This window comes from Amycolatopsis sp. lyj-346 (assembly GCF_046548975.1).
Lineage (GTDB): Bacteria > Actinomycetota > Actinomycetes > Mycobacteriales > Pseudonocardiaceae > Amycolatopsis.
The window spans coordinates 18,807-36,789 of sequence record NZ_JAJPWT010000026.1; the positions used below are offsets into that span (position 1 = coordinate 18,807).

General features: G+C 72.8%; 15 protein-coding genes. 10 read left to right on the forward strand and 5 right to left on the reverse strand.

The window, feature by feature from the left end:
- Positions 1–17: 17 nt before the first annotated feature.
- The 7 genes from ACLJQE_RS42575 to ACLJQE_RS42605 all read left to right on the forward strand — a co-directional run bounded on the left by ACLJQE_RS42575 (position 18) and on the right by ACLJQE_RS42605 (position 8,140).
- Positions 18–521, forward strand: a complete 504-nt coding sequence (locus ACLJQE_RS42575) for a hypothetical protein (protein WP_410645545.1) — start codon at positions 18–20, stop codon at positions 519–521.
- Positions 518–1,570, forward strand: coding sequence for a LacI family DNA-binding transcriptional regulator (locus ACLJQE_RS42580; protein WP_410645546.1), 1,053 nt, complete (start codon positions 518–520; stop codon positions 1,568–1,570). The genes ACLJQE_RS42575 and ACLJQE_RS42580 overlap by 4 nt, the downstream gene beginning before the upstream one ends.
- Positions 1,571–1,751: 181 nt before the next feature.
- Entirely contained in the window at positions 1,752–4,028 is a 2,277-nt protein-coding gene (locus tag ACLJQE_RS42585; protein ID WP_410645547.1) for a cellulase family glycosylhydrolase, read from the forward strand.
- Between the two features lie 78 nt (positions 4,029–4,106).
- Positions 4,107–5,162, forward strand: a complete 1,056-nt coding sequence (locus ACLJQE_RS42590) for a rhamnogalacturonan acetylesterase (RefSeq protein ID WP_410645548.1) — start codon at positions 4,107–4,109, stop codon at positions 5,160–5,162.
- A gap of 20 nt (positions 5,163–5,182) precedes the next feature.
- Positions 5,183–7,009, forward strand: a complete 1,827-nt coding sequence (locus tag ACLJQE_RS42595) for a rhamnogalacturonan lyase (protein ID WP_410645549.1) — start codon at positions 5,183–5,185, stop codon at positions 7,007–7,009.
- Between the two features lie 255 nt (positions 7,010–7,264).
- Entirely contained in the window at positions 7,265–7,663 is a 399-nt protein-coding gene (locus ACLJQE_RS42600; RefSeq protein ID WP_410645550.1) for a hypothetical protein, read from the forward strand.
- Between the two features lie 72 nt (positions 7,664–7,735).
- On the forward strand, positions 7,736–8,140 hold the full coding sequence (locus ACLJQE_RS42605) for a VOC family protein (RefSeq protein WP_410645551.1): 405 nt from the start codon (positions 7,736–7,738) through the stop codon (positions 8,138–8,140).
- 19 nt (positions 8,141–8,159) lie between these two features.
- Here the strand turns inward: ACLJQE_RS42605 and ACLJQE_RS42610 are convergent, their stop codons facing one another.
- A complete protein-coding gene (locus ACLJQE_RS42610; RefSeq protein WP_410645552.1) occupies positions 8,160–9,107 on the reverse strand; it encodes a lysyl oxidase family protein in 948 nt (315 codons plus the stop codon).
- A 162-nt stretch (positions 9,108–9,269) separates the two neighbouring features.
- Between ACLJQE_RS42610 and wecB the strand changes: the two genes are divergently transcribed.
- Entirely contained in the window at positions 9,270–10,445 is a 1,176-nt protein-coding gene (wecB, locus tag ACLJQE_RS42615; RefSeq protein WP_410645553.1) for a non-hydrolyzing UDP-N-acetylglucosamine 2-epimerase, read from the forward strand.
- On the opposite strand, the gene ACLJQE_RS42620 is transcribed toward wecB, so the two are convergent.
- Positions 10,415–11,725 (reverse strand): NAD(P)/FAD-dependent oxidoreductase, encoded by a 1,311-nt coding sequence (locus ACLJQE_RS42620; RefSeq protein WP_410645554.1) that lies wholly within the window; start codon positions 11,723–11,725, stop codon positions 10,415–10,417. The genes wecB and ACLJQE_RS42620 overlap by 31 nt on opposite strands.
- A gap of 5 nt (positions 11,726–11,730) precedes the next feature.
- Positions 11,731–12,561 (reverse strand): glycosyltransferase, encoded by an 831-nt coding sequence (locus ACLJQE_RS42625; RefSeq protein WP_410645555.1) that lies wholly within the window; start codon positions 12,559–12,561, stop codon positions 11,731–11,733.
- A 313-nt stretch (positions 12,562–12,874) separates the two neighbouring features.
- Between ACLJQE_RS42625 and ACLJQE_RS42630 the strand changes: the two genes are divergently transcribed.
- Both ACLJQE_RS42630 and ACLJQE_RS42635 read left to right on the forward strand, forming a co-directional pair.
- Positions 12,875–14,311: an exopolysaccharide biosynthesis polyprenyl glycosylphosphotransferase gene (locus tag ACLJQE_RS42630; RefSeq protein ID WP_410645556.1), complete on the forward strand. Its 1,437-nt coding sequence runs from the start codon at positions 12,875–12,877 to the stop codon at positions 14,309–14,311.
- Positions 14,293–15,720, forward strand: a complete 1,428-nt coding sequence (locus tag ACLJQE_RS42635) for a putative glycoside hydrolase family 15 protein (RefSeq protein ID WP_410645557.1) — start codon at positions 14,293–14,295, stop codon at positions 15,718–15,720. The genes ACLJQE_RS42630 and ACLJQE_RS42635 overlap by 19 nt, the downstream gene beginning before the upstream one ends.
- On the opposite strand, the gene ACLJQE_RS42640 is transcribed toward ACLJQE_RS42635, so the two are convergent.
- On the reverse strand, positions 15,677–16,837 hold the full coding sequence (locus ACLJQE_RS42640) for a glycosyltransferase family 4 protein (protein ID WP_410645558.1): 1,161 nt from the start codon (positions 16,835–16,837) through the stop codon (positions 15,677–15,679). The two genes, ACLJQE_RS42635 and ACLJQE_RS42640, sit on opposite strands and share 44 nt — an antisense overlap.
- Complete coding sequence (locus tag ACLJQE_RS42645) at positions 16,834–17,943, reverse strand: glycosyltransferase (RefSeq protein WP_410645559.1); 1,110 nt, start codon at positions 17,941–17,943, stop codon at positions 16,834–16,836. The genes ACLJQE_RS42640 and ACLJQE_RS42645 overlap by 4 nt, the downstream gene beginning before the upstream one ends.
- Between the last annotated feature and the right edge of the window lie 40 nt (positions 17,944–17,983).

Consider the following 17,983-nt stretch of genomic DNA (forward strand, 5'->3'; position numbering starts at 1 on the left):
AGGTGCTGTATGTCGGTGTGCTGGTTTGTGTGGCCTCGGTGTTCGTCGTGACGGCGTTGGCCGCGGCGGCCGCCGGTTCGGTACTGCTGGCCGAGGTGGCGGCGGACGGCCGGACGCCGTCCGTGCGCCGGTTCGGCAGGCTGTTCCGTGCGGCGCTCGCCCAGCCGGTGGCCGTGCTGGCCCCGGCGGGCCTGCTGGTCGTCGGGGGCGTCGACGTCGTGGCGGTACTGGGCGGGCTGCCCGGCGGCCGGGTGTTCGGGGCCGTGCTGGGACTGGTGCTCGCCGCGCTCCTCGCGACCGGTCTGCGGGGCGCAGCGGCCTGGCGGCCGGGCCGGCGCTGGCCGGAGGTGCTGGCGGCGGCCGGCCGGGAAGCGGTGCTGGACTGGCGCGGCAGCATCGGGCTGGTCGTCGCGATCGTCGTCGTGGCCGTCGTGGTGGGGCAGGCGCCCGCCTTCGTGGTGGTCGCGCCCGGCCTGCTCGTGCTGGCCGCGGTTGCGGTGGGCACCCGGGAGCGCCGGTGAAGCCGCCGATCGGCATCCGGGACGTCGCCGTCCGGGCCGAGGTGTCGGTCGGCACGGTGTCCAACGTGCTGAACCGCCCCGACGTGGTCGCCGCCGCCACCCGGGCGCGGGTCCTCGCCGCCATCGACGCGCTGGGGTACGTCCGCAACGAGCCGGCCCGTCAGCTGCGCTCCGGCACCGCCCGCACGCTCGGCCTGGTGGTGCTCGACGTGGGCAACCCGTTCTTCACCGACGTCGCCCGCGGCGTCGAAGAGGCGGCCAGCGAGGCCGGGCACGCGGTGATCCTGTGCAACAGCGGCGAATCCGTGGCCAAGGAACGCGCGCACGTCGAGCTGCTGGCCGCACAGCGGGTGCACGGGGTGCTCATCACGCCGGTGCAGTCCGCGCCGGAGCTCGTGCGGTGGCTGCGGGAGCGGGGGATCTCGGTGGTCCTGCTCGACCACCCGACGGCGGCGGACGACCTGTGCTCGGTCGCGGTCGACGACCGCCACGGCGGCGAGGTCGCGGTCACCCACCTGCTGGCCGAGGGGTGCGAGCGCATCGTGATGGTCACCGGCCCGGCCGGCCTCCACCAGGCGGCCGAACGCCACCGCGGGGCCCGCGACGCGATCCGGCTGGCGGGACGGCCACCGGAGGTGCTGGAGGTGCTGCCTGCCCCGGCCCTCAACGTGGCGTGCGGCCTGCGGGCCGGGGAGCAGCTGCTGGCCAGGGCGGTGCGGCCCGACGCCGTCTTCTGCGCGAACGACCTGCTGGCACTGGGGCTGCTGCAGGCCACGGTCCGCGCGGGCGTCCGGGTCCCGGAGGACCTGGCGATCGTGGGCTACGACGACATCGACTTCGCCGCGGCCGCGGCGGTGCCGCTGACGTCGGTCCGCCAGCCGAGGCACGAGCTCGGCCGCGCGGCCGCGGCCCTGGTCATCGCCGAATCGCAGGCGCCGTCCGAGCACGAGCACCGGCACGTGGTGTTCACCCCGGAGCTGGTGGTCCGCGAGTCCAGCCGCCGCCCGCGGCGGCCGAGGGGGACGGGGTGGCCGTGTGCGTCTGTCTGATGAGGACTTTCTCGCCAATGCAGAGAAAACGCTTTCTGGGCACCGGGCGGGCCAGCTTAACGTTAAGCAGGTTGACCGGTTTCTGTCTCGCTGCCGGTGTTCCGCTCGTGTCCGTCGTGTTACCGTGGGAGCGCTCCCAGCTCCAAACGATCCTGTCGAGTGGTTCTCCAGGAGGTCGGTAATGAACTGGCGATTCCTCCGCGCGCTCGTAGCCGGCCTGCTGCTGGCCGCCTGCGCCGTCGTGGCGCCGTCCGCGGCCACCGCGGCCACAGCGGCGGCGCCCACGCGGGTCATGGCGCTGGGCGACTCCATCACCGGGTCGCCCGGCTGCTGGCGCGCACTGCTGTGGAAACACCTCCAGGACACCGGCCACACCGACGTCGACTTCGTGGGCACCCTGCCGGCGTCGGGCTGCGGCTTCACCCACGATGGCGACAACGAGGGCCACGGCGGGTTCCTCGCGACCGGGATCGCCCGGGACAACCAGCTGCCCGGCTGGCTGTCGGCGACGCGCCCGGACATCGTCCTGATGCACCTGGGCACCAACGACGTCTGGAGCAACATCCCGGCGAGCACGATCCTCGACGCCTACCGCACCCTGCTCGCCCAGATGCGGGCCGCCAACCCGGCGACCAAGCTGATCGTCGCGAAGATCATCCCGATGAACCCGGCCAACTGCGCCGCCTGCGGTCAACGGGTCGTCGACCTGAACAACGCCATTCCCGGCTGGGCGCAGGCGCACTCGACGGCCGCGTCGCCGATCACCGTCGTCGACCAGTGGACCGGGTTCAACACCGCGACCGACACCGGTGACGGCGTCCACCCGAACAGCACCACCGGCATCCAGAAGATCGAGAGCCGCTGGTACCCCGCGCTGGTGGCGGCGCTGGGCCCGGACACACCCGCCGCGACCGGGCTGCACGTCGACGGCACCCGGATCCTCGAGGCCAACGGCTCGCCGTTCGTGATGCGCGGGGTGAACCACGCCTACGTCTGGTACCCGGGCCAGAACCGCGCCTTCGCCGACATCAAGTCCTTCGGCGCCAACACGGTCCGGGTGGTCCTCGGCAGCGGGCAGCGGTGGGGGCCGACGCCGGCCGCCGAAGTGACCGCCGTCATCGGACAGTGCAAGCAGAACCGGCTGATCTGCGTCCTGGAGGTGCACGACACCACCGGCTACGGCGAGCAGAGCGGGGCCGCCACCCTCGACCAGGCGGCCAGCTACTGGATCAGTGTGGCCAACGCGTTGAAGGGCCAGGAGAACTACGTCGTCATCAACCTGGGCAACGAGCCGTTCGGCAACGACCAGCAGGTCAGCGCGACCTGGCCGACCGCGACGGGCAACGCGATCAAGCGGCTGCGGGCCGCCGGGCTGCAGCACCTGCTGATGGCCGACGCGCCGATGTGGGGCCAGGACTGGCAGAACATCATGCGGGACAACGCGGGCACCGTGTTCAACGCCGATCCCCAGCGCAACACGGTCTTCTCCATCCACATGTACGGCGTCTACGACACCGCCGCCGAGGTCAACGCGTACTTCGACAGTTTCCGCACGGCCGGGCTGCCCCTGGTCGTCGGCGAGTTCGGGCACCTGCACAGCGACGGCAACCCGGACGAGGACACGATCATGGCCCAGGCGCAGGCCCGCGGCCTCGGCTACCTCGGCTGGTCGTGGAGCGGCAACAGCAGCGACGTCGGCTACCTCGACATGACGAACAACTTCGACCCGGCCAGCCTGACGGAGTGGGGTCAGCGGTTCCTCACCGGCGCCAACGGGGTCCGGCAGACCTCGAAGGAAGCCACCATCTTCGGCGGCGGCCAGGTGGACACCCAGGCCCCGTCCGTCCCGGGCACCCTGGCCGTCTCGGGCGTGACCGCAAGCGGTGTCACGCTGAACTGGACCGCTTCGACGGACAACGTCGGCGTCACCGGCTACGACGTCCTCCGGGCGCCGGGGGCGAGCGGGGGCACGTTCGCCGTGGTCGGTTCGGCCGCGACGACGTCGTTCACCGACAGCGGGCTGACGGCCTCGAGCACCTACCGGTACCAGGTGCGGGCCAGGGACGCCGCCGGCAACACCTCGGCCGGCTCCGGGATCGCGACGGCGACGACGAGCGCGGGTGGCGGGAACGGTGCGTGCAAGGTGGTCTACGCCGCCTCGAACTGGGGCGGGGGCAACGGCTTCACCGCCAACGTCACCATCACCAACACGGGCACCAGCGCGGTCAACGGCTGGACGCTGGCCTTCACCTTCGCCGGCGGCCAGCAGGTGACCCTGCCCGGCTGGGGCGCCACCTTCGCCCAGTCCGGCAGTGCCGTCACCGCCAGGAACCTGAGCTGGAACGGCACGCTGGCGCCGAACGCCTCGGCGGGCATCGGCTTCAACGGCACCTACAGCGGCACCAACCCGGCGCCGACGGCGTTCACGCTCAACGGCAGCACCTGCTCGGCCGGCTGATCCGTATCCACAAAGGACCGTATCCGAAAAGGACTGTACGCACCAAGGACTGTACGCACCAAGGACAAAGGAGTCCTCTTGTCACTCAGGCAGCGAGCGGTCGTCCTCGCCGGCTTGGCCGCGGCCACCCTGGTTCCCGCACCCGCGGTGGCCGCGGCCGTCCGGGAGGCGCTTCCCCCGCAGTGCTCGGGAACCGCGCCGATCAAGTGCCACTTCGCCGTCGCACCGGGGAACTACGAAGTGACCGCCGGGCTCGGCAGCGCCACCAGAGCGGCGAACACCTCGATGTCGGTGGAGGCACGGCGGCAGGTCCTGACCGCCGTGCCGACGAACGCGGGCCAGGTCGTTCCCATGACGGTCACGGTCAACGTGCGCAATCCCGAGGGGCAGCCCACCGGCCAGGGCGGCACCGGGACCGCGGGTCTGGACATCACCTTCGGTGGCAGCGCGCCCGCGATCGGCTCGCTGACGGTGAAGGCGGCCACCGCCCCGCTGGTGACGTACCTGGCCGGTGACTCGACCGTCTGCGACCAGCCGGTGGCGCCCTACACCGGCTGGGGGCAGCTGCTCCCCACCGCCGTGCGGGCCGGTGCCGTGGTCGCCAACTACGCGGACTCCGGCGAAAGCTCGGGCAGTTTCCTGGCCAACAGTGCCCTGTTCCCGCGGATGAAGCCCCTGATCAAGAGCCGGGACCTGGTGTTCATCCAGTTCGGGCACAACGACAAGCAGACGTCGGCGACGGCGTTCCGGGACAACCTGACCAAGCTGGTCGGCGGTGTGCGGGAGCGCGGCGGTGTGCCGGTGCTGGTGACGCCGCCGGTGCGGCGGTTGTTCAGCGGCACCACGCTGACCCCGACCGCGCTGCACGTCAACGGCGTGGGTGCCGACCTGCCGGCGGTGATCCGGGCGCTGGGCCGGAGCGCGGGTGTCCCGGTGCTGGACCTGACGGCCAAGAGCAAGGCCTTGGTGGAGTCCCTCGGGCCGTCGGCGTCGCAGAAGCTCTACCTGACCCAAGCCACCGACGGTGTCACCGACAACACGCATTTCTCGGCGTACGGCGCGACGCAGATGGCGAACCTGGTCGTGCAAGGCGTCCGCGAGCAGAACCTCCCGCTCGTCGCCCACCTGCGCTGAAATCCCTGATTGGAGGAGCCATGCGTAACTTCCGCAAGCGGCTGGTCCTCGCGGCCGCGGGTGTGGTGGCGGCGGGACTCGTGCCCGCCCCGGCCGCCGCCGGCGCGGTGACCGCGCCGCAGATCGACCGGCTGAACCGCGGGGTGGTCAGCGTCCACACCGCACAGGGCAACACCGTCGGCTGGCGGCTGCTCGCCGACGACCCGGCCGGCGTGGCGTTCAACGTCTACCGCGACGGCGCCCGGGTGACCGCGGCCCCGGTCAGCGGGCCGACGAGCTTCGTGGACGCCGGCGCGCCGGCGGGCGCCCGGTACACCGTGCGCGCGGTGGCCGGCGGGGTCGAGCGGATGGCGGCCTTCGCCGCGGAGGATTCGTTAGCCCTGAACAGCGTCCAGGGCGTCGCCGCGAGCACCCGGGACGTCCCGATCCAGCCGCCGTCCGGGGGCACCACCCCGTCCGGCGAGAGCTACACCTACACCGCGAACGACGCCAGTGCCGGTGACCTGGACGGCGACGGCCAGTACGAGCTCGTGCTGAAGTGGGATCCGACCAACGCCAAGGACAACTCGCAGGCCGGCTACACGGGCAACGTCTACGTCGACGCGTACCGGCTCGACGGCACCCGCCTGTGGCGGATCGACCTCGGGCGCAACATCCGGGCCGGCGCGCACTACACGCAGTTCCAGGTCTTCGACTACGACGGCGACGGCAGGGCCGAGGTCGCGATGAAGACCGCGGACGGCACCCGGTCGGGCACCGGCCAGGTGATCGGCAGCGCGAGCGCCGACTACCGCAACTCGAGCGGGTACATCCTGTCCGGCCCGGAGTTCCTCACCGTGTTCAGCGGGCCGACCGGCGCCGCGGTGGCCACGGTCAACTACGACCCGCCGCGCGGCACGGTGTCCTCGTGGGGTGACAACTACGGCAACCGGGTGGACCGGTTCCTGGCCGGGACGGCCTACCTGGACGGCTCCCGCCCGAGCCTGATCATGAGCCGCGGCTACTACACCCGGACCGTGATCGCGGCCTGGGACTTCCGCGGTGGCGCGCTGACCCAGCGGTGGAAGTTCGATTCGAACTCGGCCGGCTCCCAGTACGCCGGCCAGGGCAACCACCAGCTGGCCACCGCGGACGTCGACGGCGACGGCCGGGACGAGATCGTCTTCGGGGCCATGGCGATCGACGACAACGGCCGTCCACTGTGGAACACCCGCAACGGGCACGGTGACGCCATGCACGTCGGTGACCTGATCCCGGCGCGCGCGGGTCTGGAAGAGTTCAAGGTGGACGAAGACAAGTCGAAGCCGGCCGCCTGGATGGCCGACGCCAGGACCGGGCAGATCATCTGGCAGAACCCGTCCTGCAACTGCGACACGGGCCGCGGCGTGTCGGACGACATCTACGCCGGCAGCCCCGGCGCCGAGTCGTGGTCGTCCTCGGTGTCCGGGCTGCTGAACACCAGCGGCCAGAACATCGGGCGCAAGCCGTCGTCGACGAACTTCGTCATCTGGTGGGACGGCGACGCCCAGCGCGAGCTGCTGGACGGCACGCACATCGACAAGTACGGCACCGGCGGCGACACCCGCCTGCTGACCGGCTCCGGCGTGCACGCCAACAACGGCACGAAGAACAACCCGGCGCTGCAGGCCGACCTGTTCGGCGACTGGCGCGAGGAAGTGATCTGGGCGACCTCGGACAACCGGGCGCTGCGGATCTACTCGACCACGGACCCGACGAGCATCTCGCACGTTTCGCTGATGCAGGACCGGCAGTACCGGGAGGCCGTCGCGTGGCAGAACACCGCCTACAACCAGCCGCCGCACCCGAGTTTCGCGATGGCCCGGTGAGGGCATCGGCCTGATCGACAGCGGCGTCGACGTGGGCCTGCCCCACGCCGGGAAGGCCCCGGATCTCGGGGCCTTCGAGCCCTGACCGGCGGAGTGGAGGTGACCAGGGGAGGGTCACCGCGACTCCGCCGGTCGGGTATTCGACCATTTGTGGAAAGCGCTTTCAATTGTGGCCTCGCCAGGGTCTGTCGACGTCCGTACGGAGATCAACTAGGGTGGTGGTGCTCTGGGGGACGGCGAGGACGAGGAGCAACCGTGCCCACATTGACCGAATTGCCCCAGTGGACGATTCGGACCTCCGGCGAGCAGGCCACCTTCACGCACGTCCCCGCGGGCCGTCCGCCCGGGACACCCCGGGTGGCGGGCGGGCTGGCCCTGCGTGAAGAGGACCTTCCCGGCTTCGCCAAGGCGCTCGGCGAGGTGATGAAGCTGCCGACCTACTGGACCGCCCGGGCCCGCGCGGGCCGGTTGACGCTCGACGGCGAACCGGTCTGGTCGGAACCCCGGTACGACCCCGAGGACGGGTTCGTCCACGTCTGGGGGCCGTGCGACCCGCCGGAGCCCGAGCCGGGCGGCTCGTTCACCGTGGCCTTGGCCGACATCCGCGCCCTGCGCGTGCGGATCGCCGCCTACCTGCACCGGCGGGGGTGGTGAGGACCTCGGGTTCGCCACCCGGCCGAGCGGGTAGCCGGTGGCGGAGCGCACCTGCGGGACGGGGAGACGACGATGGCCATCAGGCTGGGCAGCACGGTGATCAACTGCAGCGACCTGGACACCATGACCCGGTTCTGGAGCGCGGCGCTGGACCTGGAGCCGGCGTCCGAAGCCGCTGACTTCCGCCTGCTGCGCGGCCCGCACGTCAACCTGTCGCTGCAGCGGGCCTCGACCCCGGTTGCGACGCGGGACCAGATGCACCTGGACCTCTACGCCGACGACCAGCAGCGCGAGGTCGACCGGCTGATCGGCCTGGGCGCGCGGTTCGTGCGCCACGTCGACGACGACCCGGCCGACGACTGGGCCGTCCTGGCCGACCCGGAGGACAACCTGTTCTGCGTCTGCGTGAAGCCGGCGGACGAGGTCCGCGACCCCGGCGTGCGGCCGGGACCGCCGGGAGCCGGCCCGGCGGCGTGATCCCGGGTCCCCCCGCGGGTCAGGCGCAGCGGGGCTGTCCCGGGCAGCTGCGCAGCAGCTTGACCACCGGCGCGGCCGGGATCGTCCCGTCCGGCCGCGGCATTCCCTGCGGCCACGAAACCGACAGCGCGACCGCCGAAGAATTGTTGCGGTAGTTCGTCTCCAGCAGCGTGCGGTCGGCGTTCACCGTGTTCACCAGGTCGTACGTGCCGGCCGGGACGTGGGTGATGTCCAGCCACTGGAAGTCCACCGGGTACTTGTAGTCGTCGCCGGCGCCGACCGAAATCCCCTCGAGCACTTCGAGGGCCGTGGGTTCGTGGTGGCGGCACATGTTGCCGCGCAGGGTTTTGGCGAGGTCGGCGTCGGGTCCCGTGTCGCCCGGGACGTGGGACAGGCGGCCGGCGTCGTGCACCCGGAACCGGTCGCCGAGGCAGAAGCCGTTCTTGCGGTCGGTGACCACCGTCTTGCCCTGCCGGGAAACCAGGGCGAAGTGCTCGAAGTTCATCAGGTGCCAGTGCTGGTGGGCGACGGCGGGCTCGTAGTACGTGAAGGCGCCGGTCGCGCGCTGCGCCGCCGCGTAGCTGCCCGGGATCGAGCCGTCGGTGCCGTTGCGCAGCGCCTGCCGGACCGTCATGGTCGCCTGCTTCGTGCTCTCGCGGCGGCCGTAGAGCAGCAGCGGCCCGTCGCCGATGTTCTCTTCCGCACTGGTGAACCGCAGCCGGACGGCCTTCGCCACCGACGGGGTCACGCAGGGGCCGTTGGGGGCCGCCGGGTCGTTGACCGGGCACACGTCCCACGCGGTGCACAGCGGGAGCTCGCCGGTACTGCCGCCGGCGCACCCCGGCGGCGCCTGGCGGAGGTCGGGGAGCAGGAGGTTGGGTGCCGCGTCGGCACGGGGAGCGGAGGCGGAGGCGGAAACGCCGGCCGCGAGCGCCACGAGCGCCAGTACCGCGAATTTCTTGAGCAAGAGCGGGGCCGTCCTGTCCGGTATTCCGATCGGGTCATTCTAGGGCGTCCGCATTCCCCCGGTGCGACACCGCGTCGTCACACGATCGACTGAGTCGCCACCGGTTCCGCGGTTCCGGTCAGTAGCGTGCGGCGAACTCACCGCCCGAAAGGACCGCACCGCATGTCGACGACCACCGCAGATTTCCGTGAAGCCACCGGGGGTTCCCCGGCCGCGCGGCCCGCCGGAACCGGGGGAATCACGCTGGTCTGCGGCACGCGGCCCGAACTGATCAAGCTCGCCCCGCTGATGCGGGTGTTCGGCGACGAGTGCGCCGTCGTCTACACGGGACAGCACTACGACCGGTCGCTGTACTCGCGCATCCGCGCGGACCTGCCGCCGTCCGACCGGTTCCACGAACTCGGCGTGGGCGCCGGCCGCCGCGGCGGCCAGCTCGGCCGGACGGTCAGCGCGGTCGACGAAGTGCTGGCGGACCGGCCCGGCCGGGTGGTGGTCGTCCAGGGCGACACGACGTCCGCGCTGGCCGGCGCGCTGGCGGCCAATGCGCACGATCTCCCGCTGGTGCACGTCGAAGCCGGGCTGCGCAGCCACGACCGGGCGATGCCCGAAGAGCACAACCGCGTGCTGATCGACCACCTCGCCGATCTGTGCTGCGCGCCGACCGAGCTCAACCGCGTCAACCTGCTGGCGGAAAACGTGCCCGCCGAGCGGATCGCGGTCACCGGCAACACCGTCGTCGAGGCACTGCAGGCCGCCCTCCCGTCCGCTGAGGACCGGCAGGCGGTGCTGGCGGCCCGCGGCCTGGAGCGGGACCGGTTCGTGCTGGCCACGATCCACCGGCCGGAGAACGTCGACGACCCCGGGCGGCTGGCGGTGATCCTGCGTGAGCTGGGCCGCCTGCCGTTGCCGGTGGTGTTCCCGCTGCACCCCCGCACGGCCAAGAGCGTCGAGGAGGCCGGCCTGCGGCACCTGCTCGACCCGCTCGTCGAGCTGGAACCCCAGGCCTACCCGGCATTCCTCGCACTGGCCGCGGAGGCGGCGGTGATCGTGTCCGACTCCGGCGGCATCCAAGAGGAAGCGAGTGTCCTCAAGCGACCGGTGGTCGTGGTGCGCCGCAGCACCGAGCGCCCGGAGATCGCCGGGACCTTCGGAACACGCGTCCTGCCGGGCCCGGCCATCGGAGCCGAGGTCGCCCGCTGGCTAGACGACGTGGCCGGCCACCGCGAGCGCCTCCGGCACCTCCCGTCACCGTACGGCGACGGCTCGGCGACCGCCCGGATCGTGACCGAGCTCGACGCCCTGCTCGCTCACCGCGCCGGTTCGGTGAGCGCGGGCTGAGCCTCGAGCACGCCGACGACCTCGTTCGCGAGGGTGACGCTCGAGTTCCAGCTCGTCACCTCCGGGTACACGTGGGCAGTGGTGGCCAGCAGGAGGCCGGTGCCGTCCACGGTCACCGGTGGCCGGGTGGCTCCGTAGCCCAGCGGGTACACCGGTTCCACGAACGGTGCCTTGAACACCCGGACCTCCTCGATGCCGTCCGCGCCGAGTTCCGGGTACAGGCCGCGCAGCTGCGCCGACCAGCGCGCCGCGATCGCGGTGTCGTCGTCGAGGTACAGCTGGGAGTCGCGGTCGGTGTAGTGCATGACGTACACCAGGTGGCTTCCGGCGCACGGGCCGGCCAGCGCCGACATCGCGACGACCCCGTCGAACTCCGTGCCCGAGTGCAGCACCGGTGTCCAGTAGTGCTCGGTGACCGGCTGCCGGAGGAAGAACAGTCCGGTCACCACGCCCTGGTAGGGCAGGTCGGTCGCGGGCAGCCGGGCGGCCAGCGCGTCGTCGGCGATGCGCCGCAGCAGGGGGAGCGGCACCGTGGAGACGACGTGGTCGGCGTCCAGGACCTCGCCGCCGGTCAGGGTGAGGACCGAGCGGCCACCGGTGCTGTGCAGCCGCCGGACCGGCGTCGAGGTGCGTACCGTGCCGCCGGCGTCCTCGATCGACGTCCGCAGGGCGTCGATGATCGTCTTGTAGCCGCCGTCCGGGTAGCCGCGGGTGGCGACGTTGCGCTCGCGGCCCAGCCGCTGCCACAGGTACAACGCGGGAACGTCGCCGAAGGCCGGCCCGAACTTCGAGCCGAACATCGGCGCGAAGAGCCGCTCCCAGACGACGTCGCCGTAGAGCCCGCGCAGCCAGTCCTCGGTGCGGAGGGTGTCGAGGTCGCGGTTCCGCCCCAACCGGCGCAGCAGCAGCGAGACCACGCCGAAGCGCACGCGGTCGTGCAGCCGCAGCGGCGAGAACCGGAGCAGGTCGAGTGCGGAGTTGAACGGGTGGCGGCGGCCGTCGACGACCATGCCCATCGTCGTTTCGCGCCACCGCACCGCGTCCCGCACGCCCAGTTCGTCCAGCAGGGCCAGCAGGCTCGCGTCCGAAGGCATGATGCAGTGGTAGAAGCGCTCGAGCCACCGGTCGCCGTGTGCGAAGAACGTGCCGAGGCCGCCGAGCTGGTCGCTGCTTTCCAGCAGGGTCACGCGGGTGCCGCGGTGGGCGAGGCGGTGGGCGGCGGCGAGGCCGCAGATGCCGCCGCCGATCACGGCGACGTGCGGGGAGCCGGAGTGGGTCACCGGGGTCACAGCTTCCGGTAGGGCGCCGGGCTCAGCCGGTCGCGGACGAGCAGTTTCAGGTATTGCACGACGGTCCGCCGCAGCTTCAGCTTGCTGGGTCCCTGTTTGCGGTCGTACCGCAGGGCCAGCGGCACCTCGGTGATCACCGGGCGGCAGTGGCGCAGCTTGAGCAGCAGTTCCACCATGCAGGCGAAGCCCTGCTCTTCGATGAGCCGCTCGCCCCAGTGCGCGGAGGCGCGGGCCAGCAGCGACGCCCGGTAGGCGCGGTAGCCGCTGGTGAAGTCCCGGACCCCGTCGACGTCGAGGGCGCGGTGGAACAGCTGCGCCGCGCCGCGGGAGAGCAGCCGCCGCCCGAACGGGGCGGTCCGGTCGTCGCCGCCCGGGACGAACCGGGAGCAGATGGCGACGTCCGCGCCGGCGGTGATCTCCGCCTGCAGCGCGCGGATCAGCGCCGGGTCGTGCGTGTCGTCGGCGTCCATCACGACGACGACGTCGTCGGGGCCGGCTTCCGCCAGCGCTGCCCGCAGCCCGGACTGCACGGCGCGGCCGAGCCCGAGGTTCACCAGGTGCCGCACGACGCGGACGTCGAGCCCGCCGTAGCCCGACTCCGCCACGGCGACCGTGGCGTCGGCGGAGCCGTCGTCGACGACCCAGACGGTGACCTCCTCGGTGCGGGCCACGTCGGCGAGCCGGTGCAGCAACGGCGGCAGGGACGCTTCTTCGTTGAACGCGGGCAGCACGACGTGCGCCCGCCCGCCGGTCCGTCCCCCGGCGGGATCCGGTCCGGTGCGGTCCGGTTCGGACAGTGTGGCCAGAGTGGTCTCTTCGCGCGCCACGGTTCCCCTCGTCTGGTTCTGCTCGGTTTGCCCGTCACCCGGCTGGACTCGGGTTTGGTGCGGCTGTCGAGTCCTATTCGGCTATGTTGTGTGGTTTCTTTAGTGGCCCCGGAAGTCCCTCGGAAGGATGCGCGTCATCAGAACGACTTTCTGTTTCCGGAAATCACCGGATCGGGTTGGTAGGGCGCCCCGATCGAGTGCATTTCCGGAACTGCACGGAAAAATTCACTCGATCGTGCCGGTGTTGCCTCGAATGGCTGAGTCGTGAAGAAAGCGAGAATGGAATCCTCATGTCAAGTAGAGGTCGAGACCGGTGACTGAACTCAGAGACACGGTCGTCACCGAAGCCGTGCCGGCCCAGCGCCGGATCCGGCCGGGTGACCGGCCGCGGGACGCCGTCCGCGCCCGCCCGCTGCTCGCCAGGGTCAACGCCGTGGCCGTGCTGCTCGGCGCCGTCGACGGCGCCGCCTGGCTGACCGCCGTGCTGTGGACCGGGCCCGGCCCGGTGTGCGCGGCGGTGACCGCCGTGGCCCTCGCCGGGGCCCGGGTGGCCGGCCGCGTCCACCGCCGCCGCCTCTGGCTCTCGTGGCTGCAGGACCTCCCGCGCTCGGTCACCGCCACCGCGCTGGCGTTCGCGCTCGTCACCGGCTTCGGGCTGGTGTCCGGGATGGGCGGCGCCGACACGGCGCTGATGCAGGAAGTGGTCCTGTGCTTCGCCGTGCTCAGCGAAGCCGTCCGCCCGGCCGTCTTCGCGTTCGGCCGGTGGGGGCGACGGCGGCTGCGGCGCTGCGACCGCGCCGTCGTGGTGGGGTCCGGCCGGATCGGCGGCGAGCTGGTCCGCACCATGCTGGAGCACCCGGAGTTCGGGCTGCTGCCGGTCGGCGTCGCGGCGTCCGGCCCGGAGCCGGAGCCGGTGCCCGCCGGCCTGCCGGTCGAGCGGATCGACGGCGACCTCGGCGGGGCCATCGCCCGGCTGCGCGCGGGCACGGTGATCCTCGCCCCCGCCGACGACCGCGACGGCGCGATCGTCGACGCCGCCATCACCGCCCACCGCCTCGGCTGCGTCACCCTGGTGCTGCCGCACCTGTTCGAGCTCTGCCCGGACGGGCCGGGCGTCGACCGGCTCCGCAGTTACCCGCTGGTGTGGCTGGGCGGCGCGCCGACCCGGCGTCCGAGCTGGTGGGTCAAGCGTGCCGTGGAGACCGCATTGGCCGCGGCCGCGCTCGTCGTCCTCGCGCCGGTCATCGCGGTCTGCGCGCTCGCGGTCGCGGTGGAGAGCGGGTTCCCGGTCCTCTTCCGGCAGGTGCGGGTCGGGATGGACGGCGGCACGTTCGTGCTCTTCAAGCTGCGCAGCGTGCGGCAGGCCGCCGTCGACGATTCGCAGACGCGCTGGTCGGTCGCCGGTGACCGCCGGGTCGGCCCGGTCGGCCGCTTCCTGCGGCGGTCCTCTTTGGACGAACTGCCGCAGCTGTGGAACGTCGTGCGCGGCGACATGTCGCTGGTCGGCCCGCGGCCGGAGCGGCCGGTGTTCGTGCACGAGTTCTCCGCCGTCCACGACCTGTACTGGGCCCGGCACCGGGTGCCGACCGGGCTGACCGGGCTCGCGCAGGTGCACGGCCTGCGCGGCGACACCTCGATCGCGGACCGGGCGCGCTACGACAACTACTACATCGCGAACTGGTCGTTGTGGCTCGACGTCAAGATCGTCATCCTCACGGTGGGAGAACTGCTGTGCCGAAGGCAACGCTGATGCGACGGCACCCGGTGGGGTGCCGCACGGCCGCGGCCGTGCTGCTGGCCACCTGCCTGACCGGCTGCGTCGCCAGCTCGGCGCAGGAGATCGCGGCGCCGCCGCCGAAGCCGCTGGCCCCCTGCGCGTGGTGGTACGGGATCGGCAAGCCGCCGACGGCGCAGGAGATCGAGCTGGCGGCCAAGCGCTACCAGGTCGTCGTGCTCAACGCCGACCAGGGCGCCGCCATGCGCCGCCTGCACCAGCTCAACCCGCGGGTGAAGGTGCTGGTGTACAAGGACCTCTCGAGCACGCGCAACTACGCGGGCGCGGTCGACGGCGGCCAGGACGCGGCCTTCCTGCCGAGCGGGATCGGGTACGTCGCCGCCCAGGAGCACCACCCCGAGTGGTTCGCCAAGGACGTCAACGGACGGCGGATCGAGTGGCAGGGCTACCCGAAGCACTGGCAGATGACGGTGTGGAACCCGGACTACCAGCAGGCCTGGACCGACGCCGTCGCCGCGGAGGTGAAGCGCGAGGGCTGGGACGGCGTGCTCGCGGACAACGACTTCAACTCGCTGAGCCACTACTCGTCCGCGGTGCTGGCGGGCACGGCGAACGTCGCGGAGACCGACCGCAAGCTCCGCGACGGCCTGGACACGTTCCTGGCCAAGGCCGGTGACGCCCTCACGAACGCGGACAAGCTCCTGGTGCCCAACGTGTCCGAGACGCACCTGGTACCGGGCCGCTGGACCGCGCACTCCCGCTTCGGCGGCGCGATGGAGGAGAACTTCGGGTTCCGGGAGAGCGGCGGCACCGGCGGCCTGCTGACCTTCCGCGGCAACGAGTTCCAGGAACTGCGCGCGCAGGCCGCCCTCGGCGAGTCCCTGCTGCTGCTGGTGACGAGGACGCACAACGCGCGTGAGGAGCGGTCCGGCTACGCGAGCGCGGCCCTGCTCGCCGGCCCCCGCACCTGCTGGACCCGCGCGACGACGGACGACTACCGCAGCCCCGAGTGGTCGACGTTGCAGGACAGCGGGCTGGGCGAGGCGATCGACGCGGCGAGCCGGCTGTCCAACGGCGTCTGGACCCGGACGTTCACCCACGGCTGGGTCGCGGTCAACACGACGGCGTCGACGCAGACGGTGGCGCCCCCGGAGGGGCTGGTCAAGCCCGGCGCCCCACCGCCACCGCCGACGCCGAAGCCGAAGCCGACGCCGACGCCGACTTTGACCATCACTACGGCTTCGCCCACCACTTCGGCTTCGGCCACTTCGACGCCCACGCCGACGTCCACCCCGGCCCCGCCGCCGCTCACGCTGGAAGCCGCGGACGCGGTCGTCCTGGTGGATCCGCAGCAACTCGTGAAACGGGGTACCTGGCGGGTCATCCGCGACGAGTTCCGGATCGGCCGGCTCTGGGCCCGGTGATGGCCGCGCGCACGCCGGTCAGCCGGTCGTAGAGGTCCAGGTGACGGCGGGCGCAGGCCTCCGGGCGGTAGCGGGCGTGGGCGCGTTCGGCGAGGAGACGGCCGAGGCGCGCCGGGTCCGGCTCCGCGAACAGGGCCCGTAGCCGGTCGGCGAGCGCCGGGACGTCACCCGGTGGGGCGAGGAACGCGGGGCCGCCCGGGACGTCGAGCATGGCGGGAACGCCGCCGGTGGCCGTCGCCAGCACCGGCTTGCCCGCGGCCATCGCCTCGGCCACCACCAGCGGCTGCTGCTCCATGGTGGACGGCAGGACCAGCGCGTCCGTGCCGGCGAGCAGGGCGGGGACGTCCGGCCGGAAGCCGAGGAACGTCACGCGCCCCGCCAGCGGCGGCCGCTGCGCGACCCGTTCGGCCTCCGCCCGCTCCGGGCCGTCGCCGACCACCGTCAGCCGCGCGTCCGGCGGGAGCACGCCCGGGACGGACAACGCGGCCAGCAGGTCGAGCACGCCCTTGCGGGCCACCAGGAGCCCGGCGAAGACGAGGTGCCGCACCGGCCCGCGCGGCGGGTGCGGCTCGGCGGGCTCGACGCAGTTGTCGACGTGCACCAGCCGCCCCGCGGGCACCCGCAGGCGGCGGCGCAGGAAGGCCCCCATCGCCTCGGCGGGCACGATCGTCCGGTCCAGGACGCGGGCGACGACGGCGTCCGCGGCCAGCACCGCTCGCGTGTAGCCCGACGGTCCGGCCGCCCCGCGCTCGCCCCGGAACCACGGCTCCGCGACGTCGTCGGGCACGCCGTGATAGGTCTGGACCAGTGCGGGCCGGGGGCCGCGGGCGAACCGCAGGCCAGCGATCACCAGCCCCGCGCGCCGGTCCTGCGCGTGCACGACGTCGGGCCGCCACGCCCGGATCGCCGCCCGGGCCCGGCCCGCCGCCGCGAGGTCTTCCTTGTCCGAGACCGCGAGTTCTTCGTGGTGGCCGCCGAGCAGCGCGGCACCCCGCGCGGGGACCGGGCCGAAGACGCGGACGTCGAGGCCGTCGGCGGCGAGCGTCGCGGCCAGCCGGACGGTGACGTCCACCGGGCCGCCGCGGTCCTGGGTGAGCAGATAGGCGATGCGGGTCACGAGAGACGCTCCGACGGGGTGAGTTTGTCGACGAGGGCGGCGATCTGATCGGTCATCCGGCCCCGCTCGAAGGACAGTTCCACGCGGCGGCGGCCGCGTTCGCCTTCGCGCCGGGCCAGCCCAGGGTCGGCGAGGCGCGCGACGACGGCGCCGGCGAGCAGGCCGACGTCGCCGGCCGGCACCACCGCGCCCGCGTCCGCGATGCTCTGGCGCATCCCGCCGACGTCGAACGCGACGACCGCCCGCGCGCACGCCATCGCTTCCAGCGGCACCAGCGCCATGCCTTCGGCGCGGGAGGGGAGGACGACGACGTCCGCGGCGGTGTACCAGGCCGACGGCGCGTCGGTGTGCCCCGGCCAGTGCACGGACGCGTGCCCCGCCACCGGGTGCCGCTCGCGCCACACGGGACCCATGGGCCCGTCGCCGGCGAAGACGAGCTGCGCGCCGGGCAGCCGCCGCAGCACCTCCGGCCACGCCGACAGCAGCTGGTCCTGGCCCTTGAGTTCGGCCAGCCGCCCGAGGCAGACGGCGATCGGCGCGTGCTCGGGCAGCCCGAGCCGCCGCCGCGCCGCCGTCCGGTCGCCGGGCACGAACCGGCTGGTGTCGACGCCGTTGCAGACGACCTCCGCCTCGGCGGTCACCCCGGCGGCCCGGCCGGCGGTGAGTTCGTCGTCGCTGACGCAGACGACGAGGTCGGTCCACCGCGACGCGAACCGCTCCCACGCGGCGGACGCGCGGCGCAGGGGGCCGCTCGCCGTCTCGAAGGACCACAGGTGGGGCTGGAACACCGTCGGGCGGCCACCGCGCACGGCCAGCCGTCCGGCCAGGCCGGCCTTGGAGCTGTGGAGGTGGACGACGTCGGGATCGAGGTCGGCCAGGAGCCGCCGCAGCCGCACGGCTTCGGCGAGCGAGCCGGGCCCGGGTGCGCGGCGCGCGGTCCAGCCACGGACCTCGATCCCGAGGTCCCGTGCGCGGCCGGCGAGCCGGCCGGACGGTGGGCAGACGATCGTGACGGACCAGCCGCGGTCTCGCTGGGCCACGGCGAGTTCCAGCACGACCGCGGCCACCCCTGCGGTCACGGGCTGCGAGACGTGCACGAGTTTCACGGAAGACCTCCTCGGCGACCGGCGGTCGTGCTTGCCTGTG